Raw genomic sequence first — 24555 nt, 5'->3', positions numbered from 1 at the left:
TTCAGCTCTCCACAAAGGCTTCGAACAGGCCGAGGGGCAGCGGCACATCCAGCAGGTAGTCAAACAAGACAAACAGCAGCACGCCCATCAGCACTGCACTGATGGCGCAGGGGATTAGGCGGCCGGTAAACAGCAAACCAAGGGCAAAGGCAGCCAAGGAGGTGCTGATGACAAAACCTAGGGTTTCGAAGGTTACGGCATAGGCCAGCAGTGTCAGGACGCACAGCGTGGCGCGCAGGGCTGCGCGGCTATTAAGCTTTTGCTCGGATAGGCCGGGTTTGAACAGCAGCCATAGGCTACCGGCAGACATCAGCGCCAGCAGCAGCAAAGGATAGGCGCGTGGACCCACAGGGTCGTAAGCGAAGGGTGCCTGGAAGCCCCAGGCAACGACAGCGAGCACGGCGCAAAAAAGCAGCCAGGTCGCGGCAAACAGGCGAACGTACATGGTGAATTACCTAGTTGAAGGCCAGAAAAAGACCGAAGAAACGCGGGATGGGCTAGCCCATCCCGCGAGTGATAGTGCAGGCGCTTACTGCATCAAGCCGAATTCGCCGGCCAGCGCCTTGTATTCTTCAACTTGCTTGAAGACCAAGGCTTTCAGCTCATCGCCAGTAACGGACAGTGGCAGCAAGTCGCGTTGGGCGCGCAGCTTGGCGAAGTCTTCGCTGGCCAGCAGGGTGTCGAATTGCTGTTTCCACCAGTTGAACTGCTCGTCAGTAACCTCTGGACCCATGTAGAAACCACGGATTACCGGCCAGCTGATGTCGTAGCCTTGTTCTTTGGCGGTGGGGATGTCAGCCAGTTTGCCGGGCAGACGTTCATCGGACAGTACGGCGAGGATGCGTACTTTTTTCGCTTCTAGCTGCGGGGTAACCTCGCCAAGGCCGCTGCTGGTGACTTGCACGTGACCGCCGAGCATCGCGGTAAGGGTTTCACCGCCACCCTCAAAGGCTACATAGCGCAGGTTTTTCGGGTCAATACCGGCCAGACGGGCGATCAGAGCCGTTTGCATCCAGTCCTGGCCGCCGATGGTGGCACCCGCGCCGAAGACGATGCTACCTGGGTCTTTTTTCAGGGCTTGGACCAGGTCATCAAGGTTCTGATAAGGCGAATCAGCACGTACGGTAATGGCACCGTAGTCCGTGCCGACAGCCGCTAGCCAGCGCACGCCGGTTTCGTCATAACGGCCGAATTTGCCCTGTGCCAGGTTGAGCAGGGAGCCGCTGGAGAATGCGGTGATGGTGCCAGGGTCTGCCGCACGCTGAGCGATTACGGCGTTGTAGGCAACTGCACCGACGCCGCCGGGCATGTAGGTAACGCGCATCGGCGCTTTCAGCAGGCCGCTGTCTTTCAGGCCGCTTTGCGCCAGTTTGCAGGTCAGGTCGAAGCCGCCGCCTGGTTTGGCTGGGGCGATACATTCTGGGCGCTTTGGCTCAGCCGCCAGCAATTGGCCGGCGAAGGCAATACAGGCGGTAGCTAGGGCGATGCGGGTGAGGGTGGTTTTCATTATTGAATCCTCTGGCTTGTTATTTTTGATCAGAAAATAGGCAGTGTGTAACCGATGACTACGCGGTATTCGTCCGAGTCACGGGCAAAATCGGAGCGAAAATTGGCGTTACGCAGGCGAACGAAGAGGTTCTTTGCTGGGCCGCTTTGCACCACGTACTTGACCTCGAAATTGGTTTCTTTTTCGTTGCCGCGTTCGTTACTGCCGATGACTCGCGCGTCACTGCCTTTGATATACCGGGCGTAGGCTGTCAGGCCTGGCATGCCGAGGGAGGTGAAGTCGTAGTCGTAGCGGACAGACCAGGATTTTTCGTCAGGGTTGGCGTAGTCGTTGGCTGAGTCGTTGACCAGATAGGGGTCGCTGCCTGCGATATAGGCATAGCCGGTTTTGCCGCTCATGTCCTGATAGGCAAAGCTCAGCTTGTGGCCGCTATGGGCGTAGCTGATAACACCGTTCAATGCACGGTTATCCACTTCGCCGGCCTTGGCTGCGCCACTTTCGTCGCTGAGCATCAGGCGCATATCTGCAGCCATGGTGCCGCCGGCCAAGGGGTAGGTGGCCAGCAGATTGAAGAAGTTCTGCCGGTAGACATCCTCAAGTTTGCCATGGAAGTAGCGGCCTTTGAGGTTCTGGTTGAACTGGTAGTCGACACCCAACAGGTCAAGGTGGTCGGCGGTTACCCCTGCGTAGCGTCCATTCTTGCTTTCGAGCTGCAGATCCTCAGCGTTGGTCGAGGCGCGGTCGATGGCCTTATTCAAGCGCCCGCCAGTGAAGGTTAGGCCCTTCACCTCGGAGGAGGTCAGTAGGCTACCCTCGAATACCTGAGGCAGCAGGCGGCTGTCGTTGGCGACTACCACCGGCAGGACTGGGCTGTGTGAGCCGTAGCGCAGCTCGGTGGCAGAGACCTTGACCTTGGCGGTCAGGCCCAGGCGGCCAAATTCGTCCGGTGCCTTGCCATCGTCCTGCCTCGGTAGTAGGCCTGTTCTGGTGCGGTCGGCACTGGAGTCCAGTTTGATGCCGACTAAACCCTGCGCGTCGAGACCGAAGCCGACAGGGCCTTCGGTGTAACCGGACTGTACGTTGAGCCAGAAGCTTTGGCCCCACTCCTCGCGCTTATTCTGGCCCGGGTCTTCGCGATAATCACGGTGCAGGTAGATGTTGGTAGCTTTCAGGTTGGCAGAACTGTCAGCGACGAAGTCGGCGTAGGCAGAGGGCGCGAGTAGGGCCGTGCTGATGGCCAGGCTAAGCAGGTGAGCAGGCGACAAGGCCCGATGTGATGCATTCAGCATCCTGTGGTCTCCATTGTTGTTTTTGTCACGACTGCGCACCACTGCATCAGTCGTTCAGGTTGGTGGATCGAGCCACCGTCGCCGATCGTAGGGTGGCAAGCTTTCACCAGCCTTTCAGTGCTGAAAGTTTTCTATGGCAGGTGGCAAACGGCATTTGGGCGATTCACAACGGCTGGCGCGTCTGTAAACTCCAGCCTTCGAGTAGTCCCGGTCAGCGCGTTGTAGGCAGCGCAGGGCGGGGCTTGGCTGGGGTTGGTAGGAGGTTGTGTGCGTATTTTGCTGGTCGAAGACCATGTGCAGCTGGCCGCCAGCGTGGCCCAGGCGCTGAAAAACGCCGGCTGGACGGTGGACGTGCTGCATGACGGCGTGGCCGCCGATCTGGCCCTGAATAGTGAGGACTACGCCCTGGCGATTCTCGATATTGGCCTGCCGCGCCTGGATGGCTTTCAGGTATTGGCGCGTTTGCGCGAACGCGGCAAGACGCTGCCCGTACTGATGCTCACTGCACGTAGCGAGGTTAAGGACCGGGTGCATGGTCTCAATCTGGGGGCCGACGACTACCTGGCCAAGCCCTTCGAACTGAGCGAGCTGGAGGCACGGGTCAAGGCGCTGCTGCGGCGTAGCGTGCTTGGCGGCGAGCGCCAGCAGCGCTGCGGTAACCTGCTGTATGACCTGGATACCCGGCGCTTTAGTCTGGCCGACACGCTGCTGACGTTGACTTCCCGGGAGCAGGCGGTGCTGGAGGCGATGATTGCTCGGCCTGGGCGCGTCATGAGCAAAGAGCAGTTGGCGGCTCTGGTTTTTGGTCTCGATGAGGAAGCTAGCAGCGATGCCATCGAGATTTACGTGCATCGCCTGCGCAAGAAGCTCGAAGGCGGCGGGGTCAGAATTGTCACCTTCCGTGGCCTAGGCTACCTGTTGGAGGCGCTGGGTGACTGAGTATTGGCGGGCCGCTTCGACTGAGCCGGGCAGCCTGCGCGGCCGGTTGATCCGCCGGCTGGCGGTACTGCTGGCGCTGATCCTGCTGGCCAGCAGCCTAAGCGCCTACTGGAGTGCGCGTCATGCGGCTGACACCGCCTATGACCGTACGCTACTGGCGTCGGCCCGGGCGATTGCTGATGGTTTATACACCACTGCGGAGCGCCTGAACGCCAATGTGCCCTATGTGGCGCTGGATACTTTCGCTTATGACAGCGCCGGGCGTATCTACTATCAGGTGCTTGATGTGCAGGGTGCGCTGGTTTCCGGTTATGAGGATCTGCCCGCGCCCCCTGTCGGAACCAAACGCACTGAGGACTATCCGGCGCTGGCGCGTTTCTACGATGCCGAGTTTCGCAAGCAGGGCGTGCGGGTGGTCAGTCTGCTGCAGCCAGTGAGTGAGCCAGGGCTTAACGGTGTGGCGGAAATTCGCGTGGCGGAAACCCAGGGCGCGCGTGAGCGCATGGCCCGCGAGTTGTTATTTGGCACGTTGTTACGCATGGGGTTGTTGTCGTTGAGTGCTTTGCTGCTGGTGTGGTTAGCAGTAAGCGCCGCACTGCGCCCGCTGGATGTATTGCGTCGAAGTGTAGCGACGCGCGCCAGTGATGACCTACAGCCTCTGCCAGCCACCGGGATGCCCCGTGAGCTGCGCCCACTGATCGATGCGCTGAATCAGTTCAATGAACGCTTACGCAATTTGTTCGAGCGTCAGTCGCAGTTTATTGCCGATGCATCGCATGAGCTACGCACACCGCTGGCGGCGCTCAAGGCGCGGGTCGAGCTGGGTTTGCGCGCGCAAGAGCCGACAATATGGCGTAGCACCCTGGAAGAGGCGGCACAAAATACCGACAAGCTGACTCATTTAGCCAATCAGCTACTTTCCTTGGCGCGAATCGAAAGCGGCGCACGGGCTATTGCCGAGGGCGGCGCGCAGCGTTTGGATCTAAGCCAGTTGGCGCGTGAGCTAGGCATGGCACTGGCGCCATTGGCTCACGCGCGGGGTATCGCTTTGGCGTTGGAGGCCGAGCAGGCGGTATGGGTCAATGGTGAGCCTACTTTGCTCAATGAACTGCTGTGTAATCTGCTGGATAACGCTCTGGCGCACACCGCCCCCGGTGGCAATGTAATTCTGCGGATATTGCCGGCTGGGGTGCTGGAGGTTGAGGACGACGGTCCAGGAATTCCGCCGGAGGAGTATCAGCGGGTGTTTGCCCGCTTCTATCGACGCAGCAACAAGGGGGCTGGAGCGGGTTTGGGCTTGGCGATTGTCGGTGAAATTTGTCGTGCCCATCAGGCGCAGATCAGCCTGCATCAGGCGCAGCCTCAGGGTTTGTTGGTGCGGGTGGCCTTTGCTGAGGTGTGAGTCATGGGGTGTGGCTGAGCGGTTGCTGGATTTCCAACAGGTACTGGGTGATCTTGCCGCTTTCCCGCAGCTCCTGCAGGCCTCGGTTAAAACGTACCATCAGCTCGGCGTTGCCAGGCACTTTGCGCGATAGTAACAAATGCAGGCTGTCGGTCCGCAGTGGTTTGGAATGAAAGCTTAACTGTGAGCGCTCAGCAGGGCTGAAGTTTTTGTGGAGGATGTCGAAGCCGACCACCTTATCCACGGGAAACAGATCCACTCGCCCTGCGAGTAATTGGCGAAAGGCCGTTTCGTCGCTGGTTACCCGGTTCACGCGCAATTTCCCACTGGCTTCGGCCTGCTGAAAGGCTTCGCCATAGTTATAGCCGCGCGTGCCAACAATTCGCGCACTCTGCAGGTCGTCAATCTGCTTCCAGTTAAAGTTATAACCCTTGCGGTAGAACAGGTAGTAGCTGCTTTCCACCACGGCATCGCTAATAAAGAATTTGCGCTCGCGTTCTTTGCTGCGAAGCCATATGGCGCTGCCGATTCGTTTCCCGCGCTCGGCCATCTGCAGTGAGCGCGCCCAGGGATAGAAGTCCCATGCCACGTCTATGCCTTGCAGAGCAAAGGCTTCGCTCACGATACGTGAGGCCACGCCTTTGTAAGGTAGTTGTTCGCCCAAGTAAGGCGGCCATTCACCGTTGGTGAGGCGTACTGCTTCAGCTGCAGCAGCGCTGCAACTGATCAGGGTGAGCAAAACGGACAATAACCAGGCACACATAGGCTGTGTGCGGTGAGGTTTGGGCCGGTCCGTGGCAGTCAGTTGCATGCGCGTGAGCAGGTTTACTGCAACATGCTCATAGCCGCTTCCATCGCGGCGGAGAGGTCTTCGTCGTCATTCAGATTCTGGTTCGGGTCTAGGCCGAGTTTGCGGAAGGCGGGAATCTGGCTCCAGTCGAGTTTGGTGTAGGGGTGTTCGCTGCCTAGGTAGCTTTGCAGGGTCGCGACCTGAACGATATCGACATAGTCGACCTTGGTGCTGTCGCGGGTGAAATCCAGGTATTGGCCGGGCACCATGGCTATTAGTTCGGGGAACTCCCAAGTGCGCAGAATTTTGTCACCGATTATCGGGTGAATCTGCTCAATTACATGATTGAGGCTGATCGAGTCGGTGAGTAGCTCATTATTCTCCTCTGCGTAGGTGAGGATTGGCAGCACGCCGATCTGATGCACCAGGCCGGCCAGGGTCGCTTGATCGGGTAACAGGCGCGTGTAGTGCTTGCACAGGACGTGGCAGATGCCGGCGATTTCTGTGCTTTTGTTCCAGACTTCACGCATTTTGCGGTCGACCACGTCGCTGGTGGCCTGGAACATTTGTTCCATGGCGAGGCCCGTGGCCAGGTTGCAGGTGTAGTTAATACCGAGGCGGCTGACGGCCATCTGTAAGTCAGTGATTTCTTTGTTGGTGCGCAGTAACGGGCTGTTTACCACTTTAATGATGCGTGCGGTCAGGGCAGCGTCATTACCGATTACCTTGCTCAGCTGCGGGATGCCGATGTCGGGGTCTTCTGCAGCTTCGCGAACTTTCAGTGCGACTTCAGGAAGCGTTGGCAGGACCAGTTCATCGCTGTCGATGGCCTGAATCAGTTCCTTTTGCACTTTCTCGGCAAGCTTGCTCATGGGTAATTCTCTGTGGCGGTCGGCTTAATGAGTGTAGTTAGTAGCGCGTGTTGATCAGCGCTGTATCTCGCGATTTGAGTCCAGTTTATACGGCAAATCGAGCACGCTCAGCGTGCTGCCATCCGCAGAACCTAGGTGGATGCGCCCATCCTGTGCGGCTTCGTCTTGCAGCACGGCGAGCAACTCCACCGCGTGCTCAGTATGGGCGGCCAGCACCACTTCGCCGACGCTGGAATTGTGTGTCGGCGAAAACAGCGGTGTGCCCGGCTCGGGCAGTTGAGTGGCAGGCAGTGTAAGGCGATACAGGCGGCGTTTGAGCTTGCCTAAGTACTGCATGCGCGCAACGATTTCCTGGCCGGTGTAGCAGCCCTTTTTGAAGCTGACGCCGTCTAACGCCTGCAGGTTGATCATCTGCGGGATAAACAGCTCACGGGTGCTGCCCATCACCTGGCCGACGCCCGCGCGCACTTGGCCCAGCAGCCATTCATTGAGGGGTGCTTCGCGTAGTTGCGCGGCCAACTGGCTGCGCACGGTGGCGGCCTGGCTGGTTGGTACCCAGAGCTCGGCACGACCATCAGTTAGGCGCAGGGCTAGCAACTGATCGTTACGCACCACGCTGTCGGCGGTTACCGGCAGGTCCAGGCCGAGGCTGTGCAGCACCTCATCACCAGCGCTCAGGCCGATACGCAACCAATCGCTACTTTCGTCGCTGAGCTTGGATTTGCTGAATACGGCATATTTCTTCAGATCAGTGAGTTGTGTTTCAAGCAGTTCGCTGGCCATGGCTAGCAGGTAGCCGTCATTTACACTGACAATCCGGAAGCTCGACAGCATTCGACCCTTTGGCGTGCAGCGCGCGCCTAAGCTGCAGTGGTCATCACTGAGGTAGTTGAGGTTGCAGGTGACTTGGCCCTGGAGAAATTTGCTGGCATCCGGGCCGCGTACGGCGAGGATACCTTCGTGGCTGAGAGGGCAATAGAACGCGGTGTCGGCCATGGTGAGTTGGGTATCACTGGATAAAAGTTAGGGGCTCATCATAGAGCGCGCCTCGCACCTTGTCAGCGCTTGAGCATGTCTCGTTGCTGGCAAATGCCGGGTTGGCTGATGGGGCGGTCAACAGACCTGGCTTTTCGCCGTATACTGCGCGCCTTATTCAAGGAGCAAATCCATGGTTGACGCGACTGAACTCAATCGTCTTTTTTGGCACAGCCGCCGGGGTATGTTGGAGCTGGATGTGTTGCTGGTGCCATTTGTCCGTGAAGTTTATCCGCACCTTGATGAGGCTGATCGCGAGCGTTATCGCAAGCTGCTTGAGTGCGAGGATCAGGATATGTTCGGCTGGTTTATGCAGCGCGGCGAGCCAGACGATGCGGACCTCAAACGCATGGTTCGGATGATTCTGGATCGTGTCCAGCCCAAGTGAGGTTTTTGAGTGCCAGTGGCGGCCATCGCGTCTGCTGCTTGGCGCTTATGCCCTGATCCAAGGGTTGGCGCTGCTTAGCCTGGTGTTAGTGGATATGCCAATGTGGGCACGTCTGCTCGGTGGGCTGTTTTGCGTGTTGCACGCGGCGTGGGTGGTGCCTCGGCATCTAATGCTTAGCGTCCCTACGGCCTATCGAGCGCTGCGCTGCAACGCTGATGGCTGGCAGGTATATAGCGCCGCACAGGGCTGGCAGGCGATTGAGCTGCATGTTGATAGCCTGGCTCTGCCGTTGATTGTGCTGCTGCGTTTCCGGCTGGTGGGGCAGCGCCCCGTGCGTGCACTGTGCGTTGCACGGGACAGCCTGAGTCGCGACCAGCATCGGCGCTTACGGGTGCGCTTGAAATTCAGTCGCCATAGGTGGCCGGCCGCAAAATAGTGTCTTTTGCTTCGGCCAGCTGCAGCGGGTAGTCCAAGGTGTAATGCAGGCCCCGGCTTTCGTGACGCTGCATGGCTGAACGGATCATCAGCTCGGCTACTTGTGCCAGGTTGCGCAGCTCAATCAGGTCTCTGCTTACCTTGTAGTTGCTGTAGAACTCGTCGATTTCATCGAGTAGCAGGCGTACGCGGTGCTCAGCGCGTTGCAGGCGCTTATTGGTCCGCACGATGCCAACGTAGTCCCACATAAAGCGCCGTAGTTCGTCCCAGTTATGCGCAATGATCACGTCTTCGTCAGAGTCGGTTACCTGGCTGGCATCCCACTCTGGCAATGGTGGTGGGGCTTTTACCTGGTCCAGCTGGGCCACGATGTCAGCCGCTGCTGAGCGCGCGTAAACAAAACATTCTAGTAGCGAATTGCTGGCCATGCGGTTTGCCCCGTGCAGGCCGGTGAAACTGGTTTCACCGATGGCATACAGGCCGGGCACGTCAGTGTGTCCGTTTTCATCGACTAATACGCCGCCGCAGGTGTAATGCGCTGCCGGAACTACGGGGATTGGTTCGCGGGTGATGTCGATGCCGAAGTCGAGGCAGCGCTCGTATACGGTGGGGAAGTGCGTTTTGATGAATTCAGCGGGTTTATGGCTGATGTCTAAGAATACGCAGTCGATACCTAAGCGTTTCATTTCATGGTCGATGGCGCGGGCAACAATATCTCGCGGAGCCAGCTCGGCGCGCTCATCGAAGCGCGGCATAAAGCGTTCGCCGTTGGGCAGCTTGAGTAGGGCTCCTTCGCCGCGTAGAGCTTCGGTGACTAGAAAGCTCTTGGCTTGTGGATGATAAAGGCAGGTTGGGTGGAATTGGTTGAACTCCAAATTGCCGACTCGGCAACCTGCGCGCCAGGCCATGGCGATGCCATCGCCACAAGCACCATCCGGGTTGCTGGTGTAGAGGTAAACCTTAGCGGCGCCGCCGGTGGCGAGGATCACGAAGCGGGCGCTGTAGGTGTCGACTTCGCCGCTGGCGCGGTTGAGTACGTAGGCGCCTAGGCAGCGCTGGCCATCCAGGCCGAGTTTGCGCTCGGTGATGAGGTCGACGGCGACACGTTGCTCCAGCAATTCGATGTTGCTGTGACGTTTAGTTTGTTCCAAGAGCGTATTGAAAATCGCTGCGCCGGTGGCGTCAGCGGCATGAATGATGCGCCTGTGGCTGTGGCCGCCTTCACGGGTTAGGTGGAATTCAAAGCCGCCATCTTCGCGAGCGGTCTGGTCGTCGCGAGTAAAGGGCACGCCCTGATCAATCAACCACTGGATGGCCTCACGGCTGTGCTCCACGGTAAAGCGCACAGCGTCCTCGCGGCATAGGCCGCCGCCAGCGTCGAGGGTGTCGGCGACGTGCGACTCTATGGTGTCAGTGTCGTCTAGTACGGCTGCCACACCACCTTGTGCCCAGTAGGTTGAGCCGTTGGACAGGTTGCCTTTGCTCAGTACGGCAATGCGCATATGCGTCGGCAGTGTCAGGGCTAGGGTCAGGCCTGCAGCACCGCTACCGATGACCAGAACGTCGTGTTGGTAATGTTGGCTCATATCTGAATTCCGCGAAAGGCGGCCCCTAGTATATAGAGGGGCCGAACGGCACAATAGCCGCCTTATGACCAAGGGTGTTACTCGGGAACTTTTTAAGTGTTCCGGGTTCCATAGGCGGTTGTTTAGGTGGAAATTCGCCATTGTCAGGCGTTTTTATAACGTACCCGCATTTTGTTGCCTGAGCGCGGGTTATCCAGGCTACCGACGCAGCAGTGGAGTCCCTTTGCTGCGCTGTTCCGTGCAGGATTTATAAGATTTTGCAGGAAGCTTGTTTGAAGGAGAGAACTTTTGCGCAATGCCCAAGTCTACTTTGGCAGACCGATTCAAGGGTTGGCGTTGCACTCCTTAAAACCTAATGAGGAGATTTCATGCTAACCCAGGAAGAAGATCAGCAGCTGGTCGAGCGCGTGCAGCGCGGCGATAAGCGCGCTTTTGATCTGTTGGTGCTGAAGTATCAGCACAAGATTCTCGGGTTGATCGTGCGTTTTGTGCATGACACCCATGAGGCGCAGGACGTGGCGCAGGAAGCCTTTGTTAAGGCGTACCGTGCGTTGGGTAATTTTCGCGGTGATAGTGCGTTTTATACCTGGCTGTATCGCATCGCTATCAATACGGCCAAGAACCACTTGGTATCGCGTGGTAGGCGGCCGCCAGACAGTGATGTAAGTGCTGAGGATGCTGAGTTCTATGATGGCGATCACGCCCTCAAGGATATCGAGTCACCAGAGCGTGCGTTACTGCGTGATGAGATTGAAGCAACGGTGCACCGCAGTATTGAGCAATTGCCGGAAGATTTACGCACAGCGCTAACCTTGCGTGAGTTTGATGGTCTGAGTTACGAGGACATTGCGAGTGTCATGCAGTGTCCAGTAGGCACTGTGCGTTCGCGGATTTTCCGGGCACGTGAGGCCATTGATAAATCGCTGCAGCCATTGTTGCAGTAGTCCAAGGTAGCGGCGTCAGCCAAGAGAGGAACCGCCATGAGTCGTGAAACCCTGCAGGAATCACTGTCCGCGGTGATGGATAACCAAGCGGATGAACTGGAACTGAGACGAGTGCTGGCGGCCAGTGATGACCCTGAGTTACGCGCGTCGTGGTCGCGCTATCAGGTTGCTCGTGCAGTTATGCACAAGGAATTGTTGGTGCCGCATCTGGATATCGCCGCTGCAGTGTCCGCTGCCTTGGCTGATGAACCTATGCCAGCTGCTAGTAAGCCGCAGCGTGGTTTGTGGGTGACCGTCGGGCGGCTTGCTGTAGCGGCTTCGGTCACCGTTGCTGTCCTGGCTGGCGTACGTTTTTACAATCAGGATGACATTACTGGCGCTCAACTGGCTCAGCAGGCTACTCAGCCTGCGTTGAATATTCCCCAGGTTAGCGGTCCAGCGATGTTGGCCGGCTTCAATACCTCTGAAGAGCAAGCTGCTCCTGCCATTAGTGCGGTGGGTGAAGGCCAGCCTGGTTGGCATGAACAGCGTCTACCCGCTTATCTGCGTCAGCATGCACAGCAGGCGGCTATGGGTACTAGCGAAGGTGCGCTGCCTTATGCGCGTGCGGCGAGTCTGGAAAATCGTTAAGGAGGCGCATGCGTTTTATTCCTTTAAGCGTTCTACTGTTGGGCAGCTGTCTGGTGCTGCCTGCAGAGGCCGATGATGGAGCGCAATTGCTCCAGCGGTTGGTCGAGGCAGAGCGCACGCAGAGTTTTAGCGGCACTTTTGTTTACGAGCGCAATGGGAGTTTCTCCACGCACAAAGTCTGGCATCAGGTAGGCGATGACGGCGTATTGCGCGAGCGTCTGTTGCAGCTTGATGATTCTGTGCAAGAGGTACTGCGTGTTGATGGGCGCGTGCAATGTGCCAGTGGCGTGCTTGCAGATCAGTTGGTAAATAGTCAGCTGTGGCCCGCTCGCGAGCTGAATGAGGCGCAACTCAGTGAGTGGTATGAGTTGCGTGTTTTGGGTGACTCGCGTGTGGCTGGCCGTGCTACCACTGTCCTGGCGCTGGTGCCGCGGGACCAACATCGCTTTGGTGTTGAGCTGTATCTCGATCAGCAAACAGGCTTGCCACTTAAGTCTCTTTTGGTCAACGACAAAGGGCAATTGCTGGAGCGCTTCCAGTTCACCCAACTGCAAACAGATATCCCTGCATCTGCAGTTTTGGAACCCAGTGTAAGTTGTCGGCCCATTCGCTTGCCGTCAGCGCAGGCTGAGACTGTCGAAGCGTGGCATTCGGATTGGTTGCCGCCAGGTTTTAGTCTGACCTCTGTTACCCAGCGGCGTAGTCCGGCTTCGGATGAGTTGGTTGCCTGTCAGTTGTATGACGATGGTCTGGCGCGTTTTTCCGTTTTCATGGAGCCTTTGCGCGGTGCTGCAGCTGAGGATGTACGCATTCAGTTAGGCCCTACTGCCGCGGTCTCGCGGAGGCTGAAAACCGCTGATGGCGATGTCATGGTTACAGTCGTTGGTGAAATTCCTCTGGGTACTGCTGAGCGGGTGGCGTTGTCGATGCGTTCGGCGGGCGAGGTAGCTCAGTGATAGAGGAGCAGGGGCGAGTAGTTGCCGTTGAGGCCGGTGCGGTATGGGTCGAAACGTTGCGCAAAAGCACCTGTTCGAGCTGTTCGGTCAAGGCCGGATGTGGCCAGGGATTGCTTGATCAGCTAGGTGCGGGTGGACGTCGCGGCTATGTGCGTGCGCTGTCTGATCTGCATCTTAGTGTGGGGGATGCTGTGGTGATCGGCGTGCGCGAGGAATTACTGGTGCGTGGTTCGCTGCTGGTCTATTTGCTGCCGTTGCTGGGTTTGTTTGCTGGCGCGATAGCGGCTGAGCAATTGGCGCTGAGTGAGCCTTGGGTGATTCTCAGTGCGCTATCAGGTTTTGTTGTGGCGTGCGCTGGTGTGCGTTGGCGTAGTCGCCAAACAGCGACTGATCCTTTTTTGCAACCCGTGGTGTTGCGCGCCCTGCTTGCGGGTGCTGCAGTCGCCTTTTGAGACTTTTGCTGTCCTGATGGGGAGTTTTATGAAGCTTGGTCTGAAATCTTCATTTTCCGCGCTGTTTGCCGTGCTGCTCTTTGGGCAGGCGCTAGTCGCCCAGGCGAGCTTGCCTGATTTCACTGATCTAGTTGAGCAGGCCTCGCCTGCTGTGGTGAACATCAGTACCCGGCAGAAAATACCGGAGCGTGCGGTTGCCAGTGGTGGGCAGCTTAATGCGCCGGATCTGGAAGGCTTGCCGCCGATGTTTCGTGAGTTCTTCGAGCGCAACATGCCGCAAACGCCGCGGGCGCCTGGCAAAGGCCGGCAGCGCGAGGCTCAGTCGCTGGGCTCAGGGTTTATCATTTCTGCCGATGGTTACATCCTGACTAACAACCATGTGATTGCCGATGCCGATGAGATCATTGTGCGCTTGTCTGATCGCAGTGAGTTGGAGGCCAAGCTGGTAGGCACTGACCCGCGTAGCGATGTGGCGCTGCTCAAGGTTGAGGCGACGGGCTTGCCGACGGTCAAGCTGGGTAAGTCTGAAGACCTGAAAGTAGGTGAGTGGGTGCTGGCCATCGGCTCGCCATTTGGCTTCGATCACTCGGTAACTGCCGGTATCGTCAGTGCCAAGGGCCGTAGCCTGCCGAACGAGAGCTATGTGCCGTTCATTCAGACTGACGTGGCCATCAATCCGGGTAACTCCGGTGGCCCGTTGTTCAACCTGGCTGGTGAGGTGGTGGGTATCAACTCGCAGATCTTCACCCGCTCTGGCGGCTTCATGGGTTTGTCGTTCGCCATTCCGATGAGCGTAGCTATGGATGTGGCTGATCAACTCAAGTCCGGTGGTAAGGTCAATCGCGGCTGGCTGGGTGTGGTTATTCAGGAAGTGAACAAAGATCTGGCTGAGTCGTTTGGCCTGGAAAAACCGGCGGGTGCGCTGGTTGCGCAAGTGCTGGAGGATGGTCCTGCTGCCAAGGGCGGCCTGCAAGTCGGTGATGTGATTCTCAGTCTGGATGGCAAGCCAATCATCATGTCTGCCGATCTGCCGCACCTGGTTGGCGCGCTCAAGCCTGGCTCTACTGCTGAGCTGGATGTGGTGCGTGAAGGTGCGCGCAAGAAACTGAAGATGAGCATAGGTTCGTTGCCGGAAGACGGTGAGGTGTTGGCTGGCGGTGAAAACCCTGGGGTTGAGCGCAGCAGCAACCGTCTGGGTGTCAAAGTGGTTGAGCTGACCGCCGTGCAATTGAAAAATCTTGATCTGAAGGGTGGTGTGGCCATTTCCGAAGTTCAGGATGGACCGGCTGCGCTGATTGGCCTGCGTCCGGGTGATGTGATTACTCACCTGAATAATCAGGCAATTAATTCGGCGAAGACCTTTACCGAGGTTGCTCAGGCGTTACCGAAGAATCGTTCGGTTTCTATGCGAGTGTTGCGTCAGGGGCGTGCCAGCTTCATTACTTTTAAGCTGGCTGAATAAGGCATTCAGCACTGTAAAAGGGCGACTTCGGTCGCCCTTTTACGTGGTGCAGCCGGCTGTATTGATGACGCATTAGGCGGCTTTCAGGTACACTTCGCGGCTATTTTCGGCGGGCAGTCGCCTGCGACCTTTTTGAGTGTTGATCCGTGAGTGATTTGAGTCATATCCGCAATTTCTCCATCATCGCCCACATTGACCACGGCAAGTCGACCTTGGCTGACCGTTTTATCCAGATGTGTGGCGGCCTGGCTGACCGTGAAATGGAGGCCCAGGTACTGGACTCCATGGATCTTGAGCGCGAGCGCGGGATCACTATCAAAGCGCACAGCGTCACCCTCTATTACAAAGCTAAAGATGGTGTGACCTATCAGCTGAACTTCATTGATACCCCAGGCCACGTTGACTTTACCTACGAAGTCAGCCGTTCTCTGGCGGCCTGTGAAGGTGCGCTGCTGGTGGTTGATGCTGGCCAAGGCGTTGAAGCACAGTCAGTTGCTAACTGCTACACCGCTATCGAGCAAGGCCTCGAAGTGATGCCTGTTCTGAACAAGATTGATCTGCCGCAGGCCGATCCGGAGCGGGTCAAGGAAGAGATCGAGAAGATCATCGGCATCGACGCCACTGACGCCGTTGCCTGTAGCGCCAAGACCGGCATGGGCGTGGATGATGTGCTTGAACGCTTGGTTCATACCATTCCTGCACCAACCGGCAATATTGAAGATCCGCTGCAAGCGCTGATTATTGACTCCTGGTTTGACAACTACCTTGGGGTTGTCTCTCTGGTACGTGTGCGCCATGGCCGGATCAAGAAAGGCGACAAGGTGCTGGTTAAGTCCACCGGCAAGATTCACTTGGTCGACAGTGTCGGTGTGTTCAACCCGAAGCACACGGCAACCGTCGACCTCAAGGCCGGTGAAGTGGGTTTCATCATCGCCGGCATCAAGGATATTCATGGTGCGCCGGTTGGCGATACGCTGACCTTGGCGGCCACGCCTGATGTTGAAGTGCTTCCGGGCTTCAAGCGCATTCAGCCGCAGGTTTACGCCGGCCTGTTCCCGGTCAGCTCCGACGATTTCGAAGACTTCCGTGAGGCCCTGCAGAAGCTCACCCTGAACGACTCGTCGCTGCAGTACACCCCGGAAAGCTCCGATGCGCTGGGCTTCGGCTTCCGTTGCGGCTTCCTCGGCATGCTGCACATGGAGATCATCCAGGAGCGTTTGGAACGCGAGTACGACCTGGACCTGATTACCACGGCGCCGACGGTAATTTTCGAGCTGTTGCTGAAGACGGGCGAAACGATTTACGTCGATAACCCGTCCAAGTTGCCGGATCTGTCGGCCATCGAAGACATGCGCGAACCAATCGTGCGGGCCAATATTCTCGTGCCACAAGAGCACCTGGGTAACGTCATAACCCTGTGCATCGAGAAGCGTGGTGTGCAGCACGACATGCTGTTCCTCGGTTCGCAGGTGCAGGTGACTTATGACTTGCCGATGAACGAGGTGGTGCTGGACTTCTTCGATCGTCTGAAGTCCACCAGCCGTGGCTATGCTTCGCTGGACTACCACTTCGATCGTTACCAATCAGCTAATCTGGTCAAGCTGGATGTGCTGATCAACGGTGAGAAAGTCGATGCCCTGGCGTTGATCGTGCACCGTGACAACGCTCACTACAAAGGGCGGGCGTTGACCGAGAAGATGAAAGAGCTGATCCCGCGGCAGATGTTTGATGTTGCTATTCAGGCAGCTATCGGTGGGCAGATTGTGGCGCGGACTACGGTCAAGGCGCTGCGCAAGAACGTATTGGCGAAATGCTATGGCGGTGACGTTAGCCGTAAACGCAAGCTGCTGGAAAAGCAGAAAGCCGGTAAGAAACGCATGAAGCAGGTCGGTAACGTGGAAATTCCACAGGAAGCCTTCCTTGCTGTGCTCAGGTTGGATAGTTAGGTCCTATGTCTCTAAATTTCCCGCTGTTGCTGGTTATCGCAGTCGCCGTATGTGGCGTTCTGGCGTTGTTCGATCTGGTCTTCCTGGCCCCGCGCCGGCGGGCTGCCATTGCTACCTATCATGATCAGGTCAGCGCGCCCGATGAGGCGATAGTGGCGCGTCTGAATAAAGAGCCAATGCTGGTGGAGTACGGTAAATCGTTCTTCCCGGTATTGGCGATTGTGTTGGTGCTGCGCTCCTTTCTGGTCGAACCCTTCCAGATTCCATCCGGCTCGATGAAGCCGACTCTGGAAGTGGGGGATTTCATCCTGGTCAACAAGTTTGCCTATGGCATTCGCTTGCCAGTGTTGGATACCAAGGTGATTGAGGTCGGTGACCCGCAGCGCGGTGACGTGATGGTGTTTCGTTATCCAAGCGATCCGAATATCAACTACATCAAGCGTGTGGTGGGTTTGCCCGGTGATCGAATTGCTTACAGCACAGATAAGCGCCTGACGATCAACGGTGAGTTGGTGGCTCAGCAGCTGATTGGCGACGAGCCTGGCAGCTTGGGCAGTGCGGTGCTGTACAACGAGAAACTCGGTGAAGCTGAGCACCTGATTCGCAAGGAAATGCAGCGCTACCGGATTGAGCCGGGTCGTGAATGGCTGGTCCCGGAAGGTCACTATTTCATGATGGGTGACAACCGTGACAACTCCAATGACAGTCGTTACTGGAATGATCCTGCTATTCCTAAACAACTGCTGGGCATGGTGCCTGATGAGAATATTGTCGGTAAGGCGTTTGCCATTTGGATGAGCTGGCCTGATCCAAAGTCTCGTAACTTGCCGAACATCTCCCGTGTGGGGCTGATTCACTGATCTGCTGATAAGCCTGCGGCCTGTCAAATACAGAGTTGCAGGCTATATATAGTTTTGTCTCAAGCCTTAAAGGCTTTTTTATTCATCCGGATTTGGGAACGTATATGAAATCTGCGCATTCGCAAAAGGGCATGTCGGTGCTGAGCTGGCTGGTTGTGCTCAGCATTGTGGCGTTTTTTGCCAGCGCTGCATTCAAGTTGCTGCCGCATTACTTGGACTATATGGCGTTGGAGAAAATTGTTACCTCTGTCGAGACTGATAGGGCTGCCGAAGTGCGCAGCGTCGGTGAGTTTTACAGCCATGTCAGCAAGGGCATGCAGGTCAACAGTATTCGTGACCTTAATATGCAAGAAGCATTGAAGGTGAAGCTGGAAAACAACGAGTTTCATGCGCACCTAAAATACGAGAAGCGCGAGCCGTTGATTGAGAATATCGACCTGGTCGTACGCTTCGACAAAGAATTTCGTGTGCGCATGCCGTGAGTGTTTCATTAGCCCGTCTTGAGCGTCAGCTCGGATATACCTTCAAAGACCAGGACCTGATGATTCTGGCGTTAACTCACCGCAGTTTCGCCGGGCGCAACAATGAGCGTCTGGAGTTTCTTGGTGACGCCATCCTCAACTTTGTTGCCGGTGAGGCGCTTTTTGAGCGTTTTCCACTGGCTCGTGAAGGCCAGTTGTCGCGGCTGCGTGCGCGCTTGGTCAAGGGTGAAACCTTAGCGGTGTTGGCGCGTGGCTTTGATCTCGGTGAATACCTGCGTTTGGGCTCTGGGGAGTTGAAGAGCGGCGGCTTTCGTCGTGAGTCGATCCTCGCGGATGCGCTGGAAGCGCTGATTGGCGCCATTTACCTGGACGCCGGTATGGAGGCAGCACGTGACCGCGTGCTGGCCTGGTTGACCACCGAAATAAGTGGCTTGACCCTGGTTGATACCAATAAAGATCCGAAAACCCGCTTGCAGGAATTTTTGCAGTCGCGCGGTTGTGAGCTGCCACGTTATGACGTGGTGGATATCCAGGGTGAGCCGCATTGCCGGACATTTGTCGTGGAATGCCAGGTCACCCTATTGAATGATAAAACCCTGGGGCAGGGTGCCAGCCGGCGTATCGCCGAGCAGGTTGCCGCTGCGGCAGCGCTGATCGCCCTGGGTGTGGAGAACGGCAATGACTGATGTACCTGTTACACGCTGTGGCTATGTCGCCATTGTTGGCCGGCCCAACGTGGGCAAGTCGACGCTGCTGAACCACATCCTCGGGCAGAAGCTGGCGATCACCTCGCGCAAGCCACAGACCACGCGGCACAACATGCTCGGCATCAAAACCGAGGGTGAAGTGCAGGCGATCTACGTTGATACCCCCGGTCTGCACAAGAACAACGAGAAAGCGCTCAATCGTTATATGAACAAGAACGCTTCGTCGGCGCTGAAGGATGTTGACGTGGTGATCTTTGTCGTGGACCGTACCCGCTGGACCGATGAGGACCAGATGGTGCTGGAGCGTATTCAGTACGTCGAAGGCCCGGTGATTCTGGCTATCAATAAAACCGATCGCGTCGAAGACAAAGCCGAGTTGATGCCGCACTTGGAGTGGCTAGCTACTCAGCTGCCGAATGCCGAGATCGTACCGGTATCGGCCCAGCACGGGCATAACCTCGATACTCTGGAAAAATTGGTCGGTGAGCGTTTGCCTGAGGGTGTGCACTTCTTCCCGGAAGATCAGGTTACCGATCGCTCCAGCCGCTTTTTCGCCGCTGAACTGGTGCGTGAGAAGATCATGCGTCAGCTTGGCGCTGAGCTGCCGTATCAGATCACTGTGGAAATCGAGGAGTTCAAGCGCGACGGGCGCATCCTGCATATCCATGCGCTGATTCTGGTTGAGCGTGACGGGCAAAAGAAAATCATCATTGGCGACAAGGGCGAGCGCATCAAGCGCATTGGCCAGGAAGCGCGCAAGGACATGGAGGTTATGTTCGACTCCAAGGTCATGCTCAATCTTTGGGTCAAGGTCAAAGGTGGCTGGTCTGATGATGAGCGCGCTTTGCGTTCGCTTGGTTACGACAATATTTGATGTTTCTGCGGGCGTACCTCTGCGCCCGTCATCTCGAGTAAGCCCTCATGCTTGCCCTTAGCCAGCCGGCCTATGTGCTGCACAGCCGTGCTTACCGCGAAAGCAGTGCGCTGGTGGATTTTCTGACTCCACAAGGTAGACTGCGTGCTGTATTGCGTGGGGCGCGGGGCAAGGCAGGAACCCTGGCGCGGCCATTTATTCCGTTGGAAGCCGAGTTTCGTGGACGCGGCGAGCTGAAGAATGTCGGCCGCCTAGATCCCGCAGGCATTCCCAATCTTCTGGTAGGTGAGGCGCTGTTTAGTGGCCTCTACCTTAACGAGCTGTTGATTCGCCTACTGCCCGCCGAAGATCCGCATCCAGTGGTCTTCGAACATTACGCCATGACTGTTTTAGCGCTTGCCGAAGGGCGTGCGCTGGAACCGCTGCTGCGCTCTTTTGAATGGCGCCTGTTGGATGACCTGGGCTATGGTTTCGCCCTGGATTTGGACAGCGAAGGTCAGCCCATTGTCGAGAGTGGCCTGTATCGTCTGCATACCGAAACGGGGCTGGTGCCGGTTGGGCATTTGCAGCCTGGGGTTTTTCAGGGGGCTGAGTTACTGGCTATGGCCGAGGCCGACTGGCTTGTGCCAGGTGCCCTGGCGGCTGCCAAGCGCCTGATGCGCCAAGCCTTGGCCCCTCATTTAGGCGGACGACCACTGGTTAGCCGCGAACTTTTCATGACGCTCAAGGAGCCAAGTCGTGACTGATGCCAATCGTATTCTATTGGGTGTGAATATTGACCATGTGGCCACCTTGCGCCAGGCCCGTGGCACGCGTTATCCAGACCCAGTCAAAGCGGCGCTGGATGCTGAAGAAGCCGGGGCCGATGGCATTACTGTGCACCTGCGAGAAGACCGTCGGCATATCCAGGAGCGCGATGTACGCCTGCTCAAGGAAGTCATGCAGACGCGGATGAACTTCGAGATGGGAGTGACCGAGGAAATGCTCGCGTTTGCCGAGAGCATATGCCCTGAGCACGTCTGCTTGGTGCCGGAAACTCGTCAGGAACTCACCACTGAAGGCGGCCTGGACGTAGCAGGTCAAGAAGAACGCATTCGCGCGGCGGTGCAACGTCTGAGCAAGATCGGCTGTGAAGTGTCTCTATTTATCGATCCAGAACCGCGCCAGATTGAGGCGTCAAAACGCGTCGGCGCCCCCGCTGTCGAGCTGCACACCGGCCGTTATGCCGATGCCCATACGCCAGAAGAGGCGGCGCATGAGTTGGCGCGGATTCGCGACGGTGTGGCCTGCGGTCTGCAGCACGGCCTGATCGTCAATGCCGGCCACGGCCTGCATTACCACAACGTTGAACCCGTGGCCGCGATTGCCGGGATCAACGAGCTGAATATTGGTCATGCGCTGGTGGCCCACGCACTGTTTGTTGGCTTTAAACAGGCGGTGGTGGAAATGAAGCAGTTGATTGTTGCGGCGTCAGGGCGCGGCTGAGGAGCCGAGCTCAGTCGTAGGATGGGTTAGCCGCGTAGCGACGTAACCCATCAATTTGCTGATGGGTATCGCTGGGCTCAACCCATCCTACGGCTTACGCGCCACCAGTACGGCGCGGTTGGGTGCCGGCAGACCTTCGACCGTACGGCTGTGGTCGGCGGGGTCGAGGAACTCGGGCAGCGATTGGAAGCGCATCCACTCGGTTGAGCGTTGTTCGTCGACACTGGTGGTGCTGACATCGACGCAGCGGATATCGACGAAGCCGGCTCGGCGTAGCCACAGTTCCAACGCCGGCACCGACGGCAGGAACCAGACGTTACGCATCTGCGCGTAGCGATCCTCGGGTACCAGCACTTGCTGGACGTCGCCTTCCACCACCAAGGTTTCCAGCACCAGTTCACCATCTTTGACTAAGCAGTCCTTGAGGTCGAGCAAGTGATCGATGGGCGAGCGGCGGTGATACAGCACGCCCATGGAAAATACCGTGTCGAAGCCGTGCAGCTTGCCGGGCAGCTCTTCGAAGGCCAACGGCAGATGCCAGGCGGGTAGGTCGGGTAGGTAGTTTTTCATCGCCAGGAACTGGCAGAGGAATAACCAGTTAGGGTCAATGCCGACCACGCTGCCGGCGCCTGCGCCGAGCATGCGCCACATGTAGTAGCCGTTGCCACAGCCAACATCCAGCACGCGTTTGCCCTTGAGGTCGAGGTAGGGTGCAACCCGCTGCCACTTCCAGTCCGAACGCCATTCGGTGTCGACATGCACATCAAATAGATGGAACGGGCCTTTTCGCCAGGGAATCAGCCCTTGTAAGGCGGTTTTTAGCGCGGCGCGTGTAGGCTCATCGCAACTGCCGTTGAGGCTGAAACTGTGTAGCAGCTCCAGCTGTTCAACGTTCAGTTCAGGCAGCGCCTGTACCGCGCCGTACCAGCGCTCTAGGTCACCGTGGCCAATCGCCAGTTTTTTATCGATTTGCCCGGGCAGATCGGCGGACCAGTCCTGTAGCGGGGTGCCGGCAAGCGTTGCTTGCAGGGCGTCGAGGTCGAGACGGTTAATCATGGCAGGGCAATCATCGAGGCAAAATTGAGGCACTGAAACCACGGCACCACCTGGCTGAAACCGGCGGCGAGCAAGCGCTCGCGGTGCTGCTCCAGGCTGTCGGGCAGCATGACTTTCTCGATGGCGCTACGCTTCTGGGCGATTTCCAGCTCGCTGTAGCCGTTGGCGCGTTTGAAGGCGATATGCAAGTCACCGAGCAGGTTGTGTTGTTCGGCGTCCTCGAATTGCAGCTTTTCCGAGAGAATCAGTGCGCCGCCGGGTAGCAGGGCTTGGCGAATCCGCGTGAGCAATTCGAGGCGCTGTTCGGGCTGGATAAATTGCAGGGTGAAGTTCAGCGCTACCAATGAGGTTGGCTGGAAGTTGAGGCTGAGAATATCGGCTTCGATCACCTCTACGGGCAACAGCTCCTGAAACATTGAGTCCTGCGCATGCAGGTATTCGCGACAGCGCTCGACCATGGCCGTGGAGTTGTCCACGGCGATCACTCGGCAGTCGGCGATCTGTACATGCCGGCGCAACGCCTGAGTAACCGCGCCTAATGAGCTGCCGAGGTCATAGAGCACGCTGTGCGGCTGGGCAAACTGGCCAGCGAGCACGCCGATGTTTTCGACAATGGTCGGGTAACCCGGTACCGAGCGTTTGATCATGTCGGGGAAGACCCGCACCACATCTTCGTTGAACACGAAGTCCGGCACCTGGGCCAGGGGTTGGGCGAATAGACGGTCGGGTTGTTTGCTCACGTTGGCTGCGCACTGATCGATAAAGCCGGGCATTTTAGCCAAGTAACGCCCATAGCCAAATGTTGATTGCAGCTATTGGTCGCAAATCTACGCGGCCGTCGCTATACGGGGGCGTTAGTACGCGGTCTTGCTGGCTTGTTTTAAAGCCGATGCAAGACCTAGCCAGTAGCTCAGCATGATCGCCAGCGGCGCGGTCTCGCAGGCGTTTCAGGTATTAACGGGCTACGCCCTAGGTATCCGCGTTTTAGCGGGCTTTGAGCGTGCAGTCGAAGCGTTGGGCCGGCACTACGCCCACTTCCCAGGGGCGTTCATAGCTCAGGGCCAATTGGCCTTCGCCGGCTTTGGCCACCTCGAAACGCCAGGTGGATATTCCTGCACTGCCAACCAGGCCGGCGTCTTCCGGGTTGCTGTAGACCTCGGGTCCGAGGCTTTTCAGTACCTGCGGGGCCGAGTCGCGTAGCAGCCAGCGGAAACCGGTGGTGGGGTTGCTGGGTAGGCGCAGGATAAATTGCTGGCCGACGTGGAGCGACAGTGGGCACTTGCTCTGCTGATCTTGCTCCAGCGTCACGCTGCTGGGGGTTTGCGCGCAGGCTGCGAGCAGTGCGAGGCTGAGTACCACGATTAGGCGTGGGGCAAGCATGGTGCGCTCCTAGCGAAAGTCGAGGCTGCCAGCATAGCCGCTACGGCTTGCCGGCGGGAATCGCTACATCGTACTTGAGTGTGATCAGCCATAACGTCAGCCATGCTGCGCAGGTGAACTGGATTGCAGGGTCAGTGGTGGGTTTTGCGCTACCCATTTGTCGAGCAAGCTGCAGTTTTACCGGGTAAAGGGTTAAAGTTGCACCTTTGCTATCCAGGGTTGCACCTTTTAATGCTCAACGCGCGCTTGATACGTCTTGATGACCAGGCTCATGAACACACTCACGATCATCACCAGTTGGTGTTGTCGCTGGCTGGGCGCGCAGAGTTTGAAGTGAATGGCCGCGGTGGTGAGGTATGCCGCATGCGTGCGTGCCTGGTGCCGGGGGATGCCGATCACCAGTTCGCCGGTATGGGCGATAACCGCATGCTGATCGTTGACCTGAATGAGCAGGGCATCTCCAGTGAAGATCTGCAACTGCTGACGCGCCTGTTTGAAACGCCGCGTTATCCGCAGTTGGACGCTGACTTCCAAAACTTGCTGAGCTATGCCGGTGCTGAGCTTGAACGTTACGGTTCTGATCCGCTGTTGAGCCGTGCGCTGGGTGGCGTGTTGCTGCGTGCCTTGCACCTGCGTCTGTTCGGCGAGCCACATGTGCGTGCCGTGGGTGGGCTGAATCTGGAGCGGCTCGACAGTTATATCGTCGAGCATCTAGCTCGGCGCATCAGTGTTGCCGAACTGGCGCAGGTGGCTTGCCTAAGCCCCAGCCATTTCCATGCGCAGTTCAAGGACAGTGTCGGCCTGACACCGCACCAGTACCTCCTGAAAACCCGTCTCGACCGCGCGGTGCGATTACTGCGAGAGAGCGGCCTGCCGTTGATTCGCATCGCTGAAGAATGCGGTTTCTCCAGTCAGAGTGCGCTGACCACAGCTATGCGTCGCTACCTTGGTTTGACCCCCAAGCGTTTGCGTAGCGCTGAGTAAACCCCTCGCTGGTCACTGCGGCGTTTTGCTTTCTGCAATTAGCGGGAGGCTGTTGCCAAGAAAACGTGAACATCATCACGTGGCCAGCTAAGCT

At 57.5% G+C, this 24555-nt stretch carries 27 protein-coding genes; 17 read left to right on the top strand and 10 right to left on the bottom strand.

What is annotated here, in order from left to right:
* Position 1 precedes the first annotated feature (1 nt).
* The 3 genes from VCA57_RS08525 to VCA57_RS08515 form a co-directional block, all read right to left on the bottom strand.
* Positions 2-445, bottom strand: coding sequence for a tripartite tricarboxylate transporter TctB family protein (locus VCA57_RS08525; RefSeq protein ID WP_411184543.1), 444 nt, complete (start codon positions 443-445; stop codon positions 2-4).
* A gap of 84 nt (positions 446-529) precedes the next feature.
* On the bottom strand, positions 530-1507 hold the full coding sequence (locus VCA57_RS08520) for a Bug family tripartite tricarboxylate transporter substrate binding protein (protein WP_411184542.1): 978 nt from the start codon (positions 1505-1507) through the stop codon (positions 530-532).
* A gap of 29 nt (positions 1508-1536) precedes the next feature.
* On the bottom strand, positions 1537-2796 hold the full coding sequence (locus tag VCA57_RS08515) for an OprD family porin (RefSeq protein WP_411184541.1): 1260 nt from the start codon (positions 2794-2796) through the stop codon (positions 1537-1539).
* Between the two features lie 267 nt (positions 2797-3063).
* On the opposite strand from VCA57_RS08515, the gene VCA57_RS08510 reads away from it, so the two are divergent.
* Entirely contained in the window at positions 3064-3735 is a 672-nt protein-coding gene (locus VCA57_RS08510) for a response regulator (protein WP_411184540.1), read from the top strand.
* Positions 3728-5137 carry a sensor histidine kinase gene (locus VCA57_RS08505; protein ID WP_411184539.1) on the top strand — a complete coding sequence of 470 codons (1410 nt, stop codon included), beginning with the start codon at positions 3728-3730 and terminating at the stop codon, positions 5135-5137. The genes VCA57_RS08510 and VCA57_RS08505 overlap by 8 nt, the downstream gene beginning before the upstream one ends.
* Position 5138: 1 nt before the next feature.
* Here the strand turns inward: VCA57_RS08505 and VCA57_RS08500 are convergent, their stop codons facing one another.
* The 3 genes from VCA57_RS08500 to VCA57_RS08490 all read right to left on the bottom strand — a co-directional run bounded on the left by VCA57_RS08500 (position 5139) and on the right by VCA57_RS08490 (position 7795).
* Positions 5139-5900, bottom strand: coding sequence for a substrate-binding periplasmic protein (locus tag VCA57_RS08500; protein ID WP_411184538.1), 762 nt, complete (start codon positions 5898-5900; stop codon positions 5139-5141).
* A gap of 62 nt (positions 5901-5962) precedes the next feature.
* Positions 5963-6799, bottom strand: coding sequence for an HDOD domain-containing protein (locus VCA57_RS08495; protein WP_411184537.1), 837 nt, complete (start codon positions 6797-6799; stop codon positions 5963-5965).
* Between the two features lie 54 nt (positions 6800-6853).
* A complete protein-coding gene (locus VCA57_RS08490) occupies positions 6854-7795 on the bottom strand; it encodes a YgfZ/GcvT domain-containing protein (RefSeq protein WP_411184536.1) in 942 nt (313 codons plus the stop codon).
* Positions 7796-7967: 172 nt separating this feature from the next.
* On the opposite strand from VCA57_RS08490, the gene VCA57_RS08485 reads away from it, so the two are divergent.
* Entirely contained in the window at positions 7968-8222 is a 255-nt protein-coding gene (locus VCA57_RS08485) for a succinate dehydrogenase assembly factor 2 (protein ID WP_411184535.1), read from the top strand.
* On the top strand, positions 8206-8658 hold the full coding sequence (locus VCA57_RS08480; RefSeq protein ID WP_411184534.1) for a protein YgfX: 453 nt from the start codon (positions 8206-8208) through the stop codon (positions 8656-8658). Before VCA57_RS08485 ends, VCA57_RS08480 begins: the two co-directional genes overlap by 17 nt.
* Here VCA57_RS08480 and nadB read toward each other — a convergent pair.
* Positions 8627-10243: an L-aspartate oxidase gene (gene nadB / locus VCA57_RS08475; protein ID WP_411184533.1), complete on the bottom strand. Its 1617-nt coding sequence runs from the start codon at positions 10241-10243 to the stop codon at positions 8627-8629. The two genes, VCA57_RS08480 and nadB, sit on opposite strands and share 32 nt — an antisense overlap.
* Before the next feature lie 368 nt (positions 10244-10611).
* Between nadB and rpoE the strand changes: the two genes are divergently transcribed.
* From rpoE to pdxJ, 12 genes are all read left to right on the top strand, one after another.
* Positions 10612-11187: an RNA polymerase sigma factor RpoE gene (gene rpoE, locus VCA57_RS08470; protein ID WP_233686203.1), complete on the top strand. Its 576-nt coding sequence runs from the start codon at positions 10612-10614 to the stop codon at positions 11185-11187.
* Positions 11188-11223: 36 nt separating this feature from the next.
* The gene (locus VCA57_RS08465; RefSeq protein WP_411184532.1) at positions 11224-11817 is read left to right on the top strand and encodes a sigma-E factor negative regulatory protein; all 594 of its coding nucleotides are present in this window, start codon (positions 11224-11226) and stop codon (positions 11815-11817) included.
* 8 nt (positions 11818-11825) lie between these two features.
* Positions 11826-12773, top strand: a complete 948-nt coding sequence (locus VCA57_RS08460) for a MucB/RseB C-terminal domain-containing protein (protein WP_411184531.1) — start codon at positions 11826-11828, stop codon at positions 12771-12773.
* A complete protein-coding gene (locus VCA57_RS08455; RefSeq protein WP_411184530.1) occupies positions 12770-13225 on the top strand; it encodes a SoxR reducing system RseC family protein in 456 nt (151 codons plus the stop codon). The genes VCA57_RS08460 and VCA57_RS08455 overlap by 4 nt, the downstream gene beginning before the upstream one ends.
* 28 nt (positions 13226-13253) lie before the next feature.
* Positions 13254-14687: a DegQ family serine endoprotease gene (locus VCA57_RS08450; RefSeq protein WP_411184529.1), complete on the top strand. Its 1434-nt coding sequence runs from the start codon at positions 13254-13256 to the stop codon at positions 14685-14687.
* A gap of 146 nt (positions 14688-14833) precedes the next feature.
* Positions 14834-16633 carry a translation elongation factor 4 gene (gene lepA / locus VCA57_RS08445; protein WP_411184528.1) on the top strand — a complete coding sequence of 600 codons (1800 nt, stop codon included), beginning with the start codon at positions 14834-14836 and terminating at the stop codon, positions 16631-16633.
* A 5-nt stretch (positions 16634-16638) separates the two neighbouring features.
* Positions 16639-17493, top strand: a complete 855-nt coding sequence (gene lepB / locus VCA57_RS08440; RefSeq protein WP_411184527.1) for a signal peptidase I — start codon at positions 16639-16641, stop codon at positions 17491-17493.
* 104 nt (positions 17494-17597) lie between these two features.
* Positions 17598-17975 carry a DUF4845 domain-containing protein gene (locus VCA57_RS08435; protein ID WP_411184526.1) on the top strand — a complete coding sequence of 126 codons (378 nt, stop codon included), beginning with the start codon at positions 17598-17600 and terminating at the stop codon, positions 17973-17975.
* Positions 17972-18661 (top strand): ribonuclease III, encoded by a 690-nt coding sequence (rnc, locus tag VCA57_RS08430; protein ID WP_411184525.1) that lies wholly within the window; start codon positions 17972-17974, stop codon positions 18659-18661. The genes VCA57_RS08435 and rnc overlap by 4 nt, the downstream gene beginning before the upstream one ends.
* On the top strand, positions 18654-19556 hold the full coding sequence (gene era, locus VCA57_RS08425) for a GTPase Era (RefSeq protein ID WP_411184524.1): 903 nt from the start codon (positions 18654-18656) through the stop codon (positions 19554-19556). The genes rnc and era overlap by 8 nt, the downstream gene beginning before the upstream one ends.
* Before the next feature lie 47 nt (positions 19557-19603).
* Complete coding sequence (gene recO / locus VCA57_RS08420; protein WP_411184523.1) at positions 19604-20302, top strand: DNA repair protein RecO; 699 nt, start codon at positions 19604-19606, stop codon at positions 20300-20302.
* Entirely contained in the window at positions 20295-21041 is a 747-nt protein-coding gene (gene pdxJ, locus VCA57_RS08415; protein WP_411184522.1) for a pyridoxine 5'-phosphate synthase, read from the top strand. Before recO ends, pdxJ begins: the two co-directional genes overlap by 8 nt.
* Before the next feature lie 87 nt (positions 21042-21128).
* Here pdxJ and cmoB read toward each other — a convergent pair whose 3' ends face one another.
* The 3 genes from cmoB to VCA57_RS08400 form a co-directional block, all read right to left on the bottom strand.
* The gene (cmoB, locus tag VCA57_RS08410; RefSeq protein WP_411184521.1) at positions 21129-22097 is read right to left on the bottom strand and encodes a tRNA 5-methoxyuridine(34)/uridine 5-oxyacetic acid(34) synthase CmoB; all 969 of its coding nucleotides are present in this window, start codon (positions 22095-22097) and stop codon (positions 21129-21131) included.
* Positions 22094-22870, bottom strand: a complete 777-nt coding sequence (gene cmoA, locus VCA57_RS08405) for a carboxy-S-adenosyl-L-methionine synthase CmoA (protein WP_411184940.1) — start codon at positions 22868-22870, stop codon at positions 22094-22096. Before cmoA ends, cmoB begins: the two co-directional genes overlap by 4 nt.
* A 211-nt stretch (positions 22871-23081) precedes the next feature.
* Positions 23082-23477 carry a protease inhibitor I42 family protein gene (locus VCA57_RS08400; RefSeq protein WP_411184520.1) on the bottom strand — a complete coding sequence of 132 codons (396 nt, stop codon included), beginning with the start codon at positions 23475-23477 and terminating at the stop codon, positions 23082-23084.
* Between the two features lie 231 nt (positions 23478-23708).
* On the opposite strand from VCA57_RS08400, the gene VCA57_RS08395 reads away from it, so the two are divergent.
* Positions 23709-24461 carry a helix-turn-helix domain-containing protein gene (locus tag VCA57_RS08395; RefSeq protein WP_411184519.1) on the top strand — a complete coding sequence of 251 codons (753 nt, stop codon included), beginning with the start codon at positions 23709-23711 and terminating at the stop codon, positions 24459-24461.
* Positions 24462-24555 lie beyond the last annotated feature (94 nt).

Origin of the sequence: Pseudomonas sp., assembly GCF_046581935.1 — a bacterium.
Taxonomy (GTDB): Bacteria; Pseudomonadota; Gammaproteobacteria; order Pseudomonadales; family Pseudomonadaceae; genus Aquipseudomonas.
The sequence above is the reverse complement of the archived record's forward strand: the minus strand, read 5'-3'. Positions and strand labels throughout refer to the sequence as shown.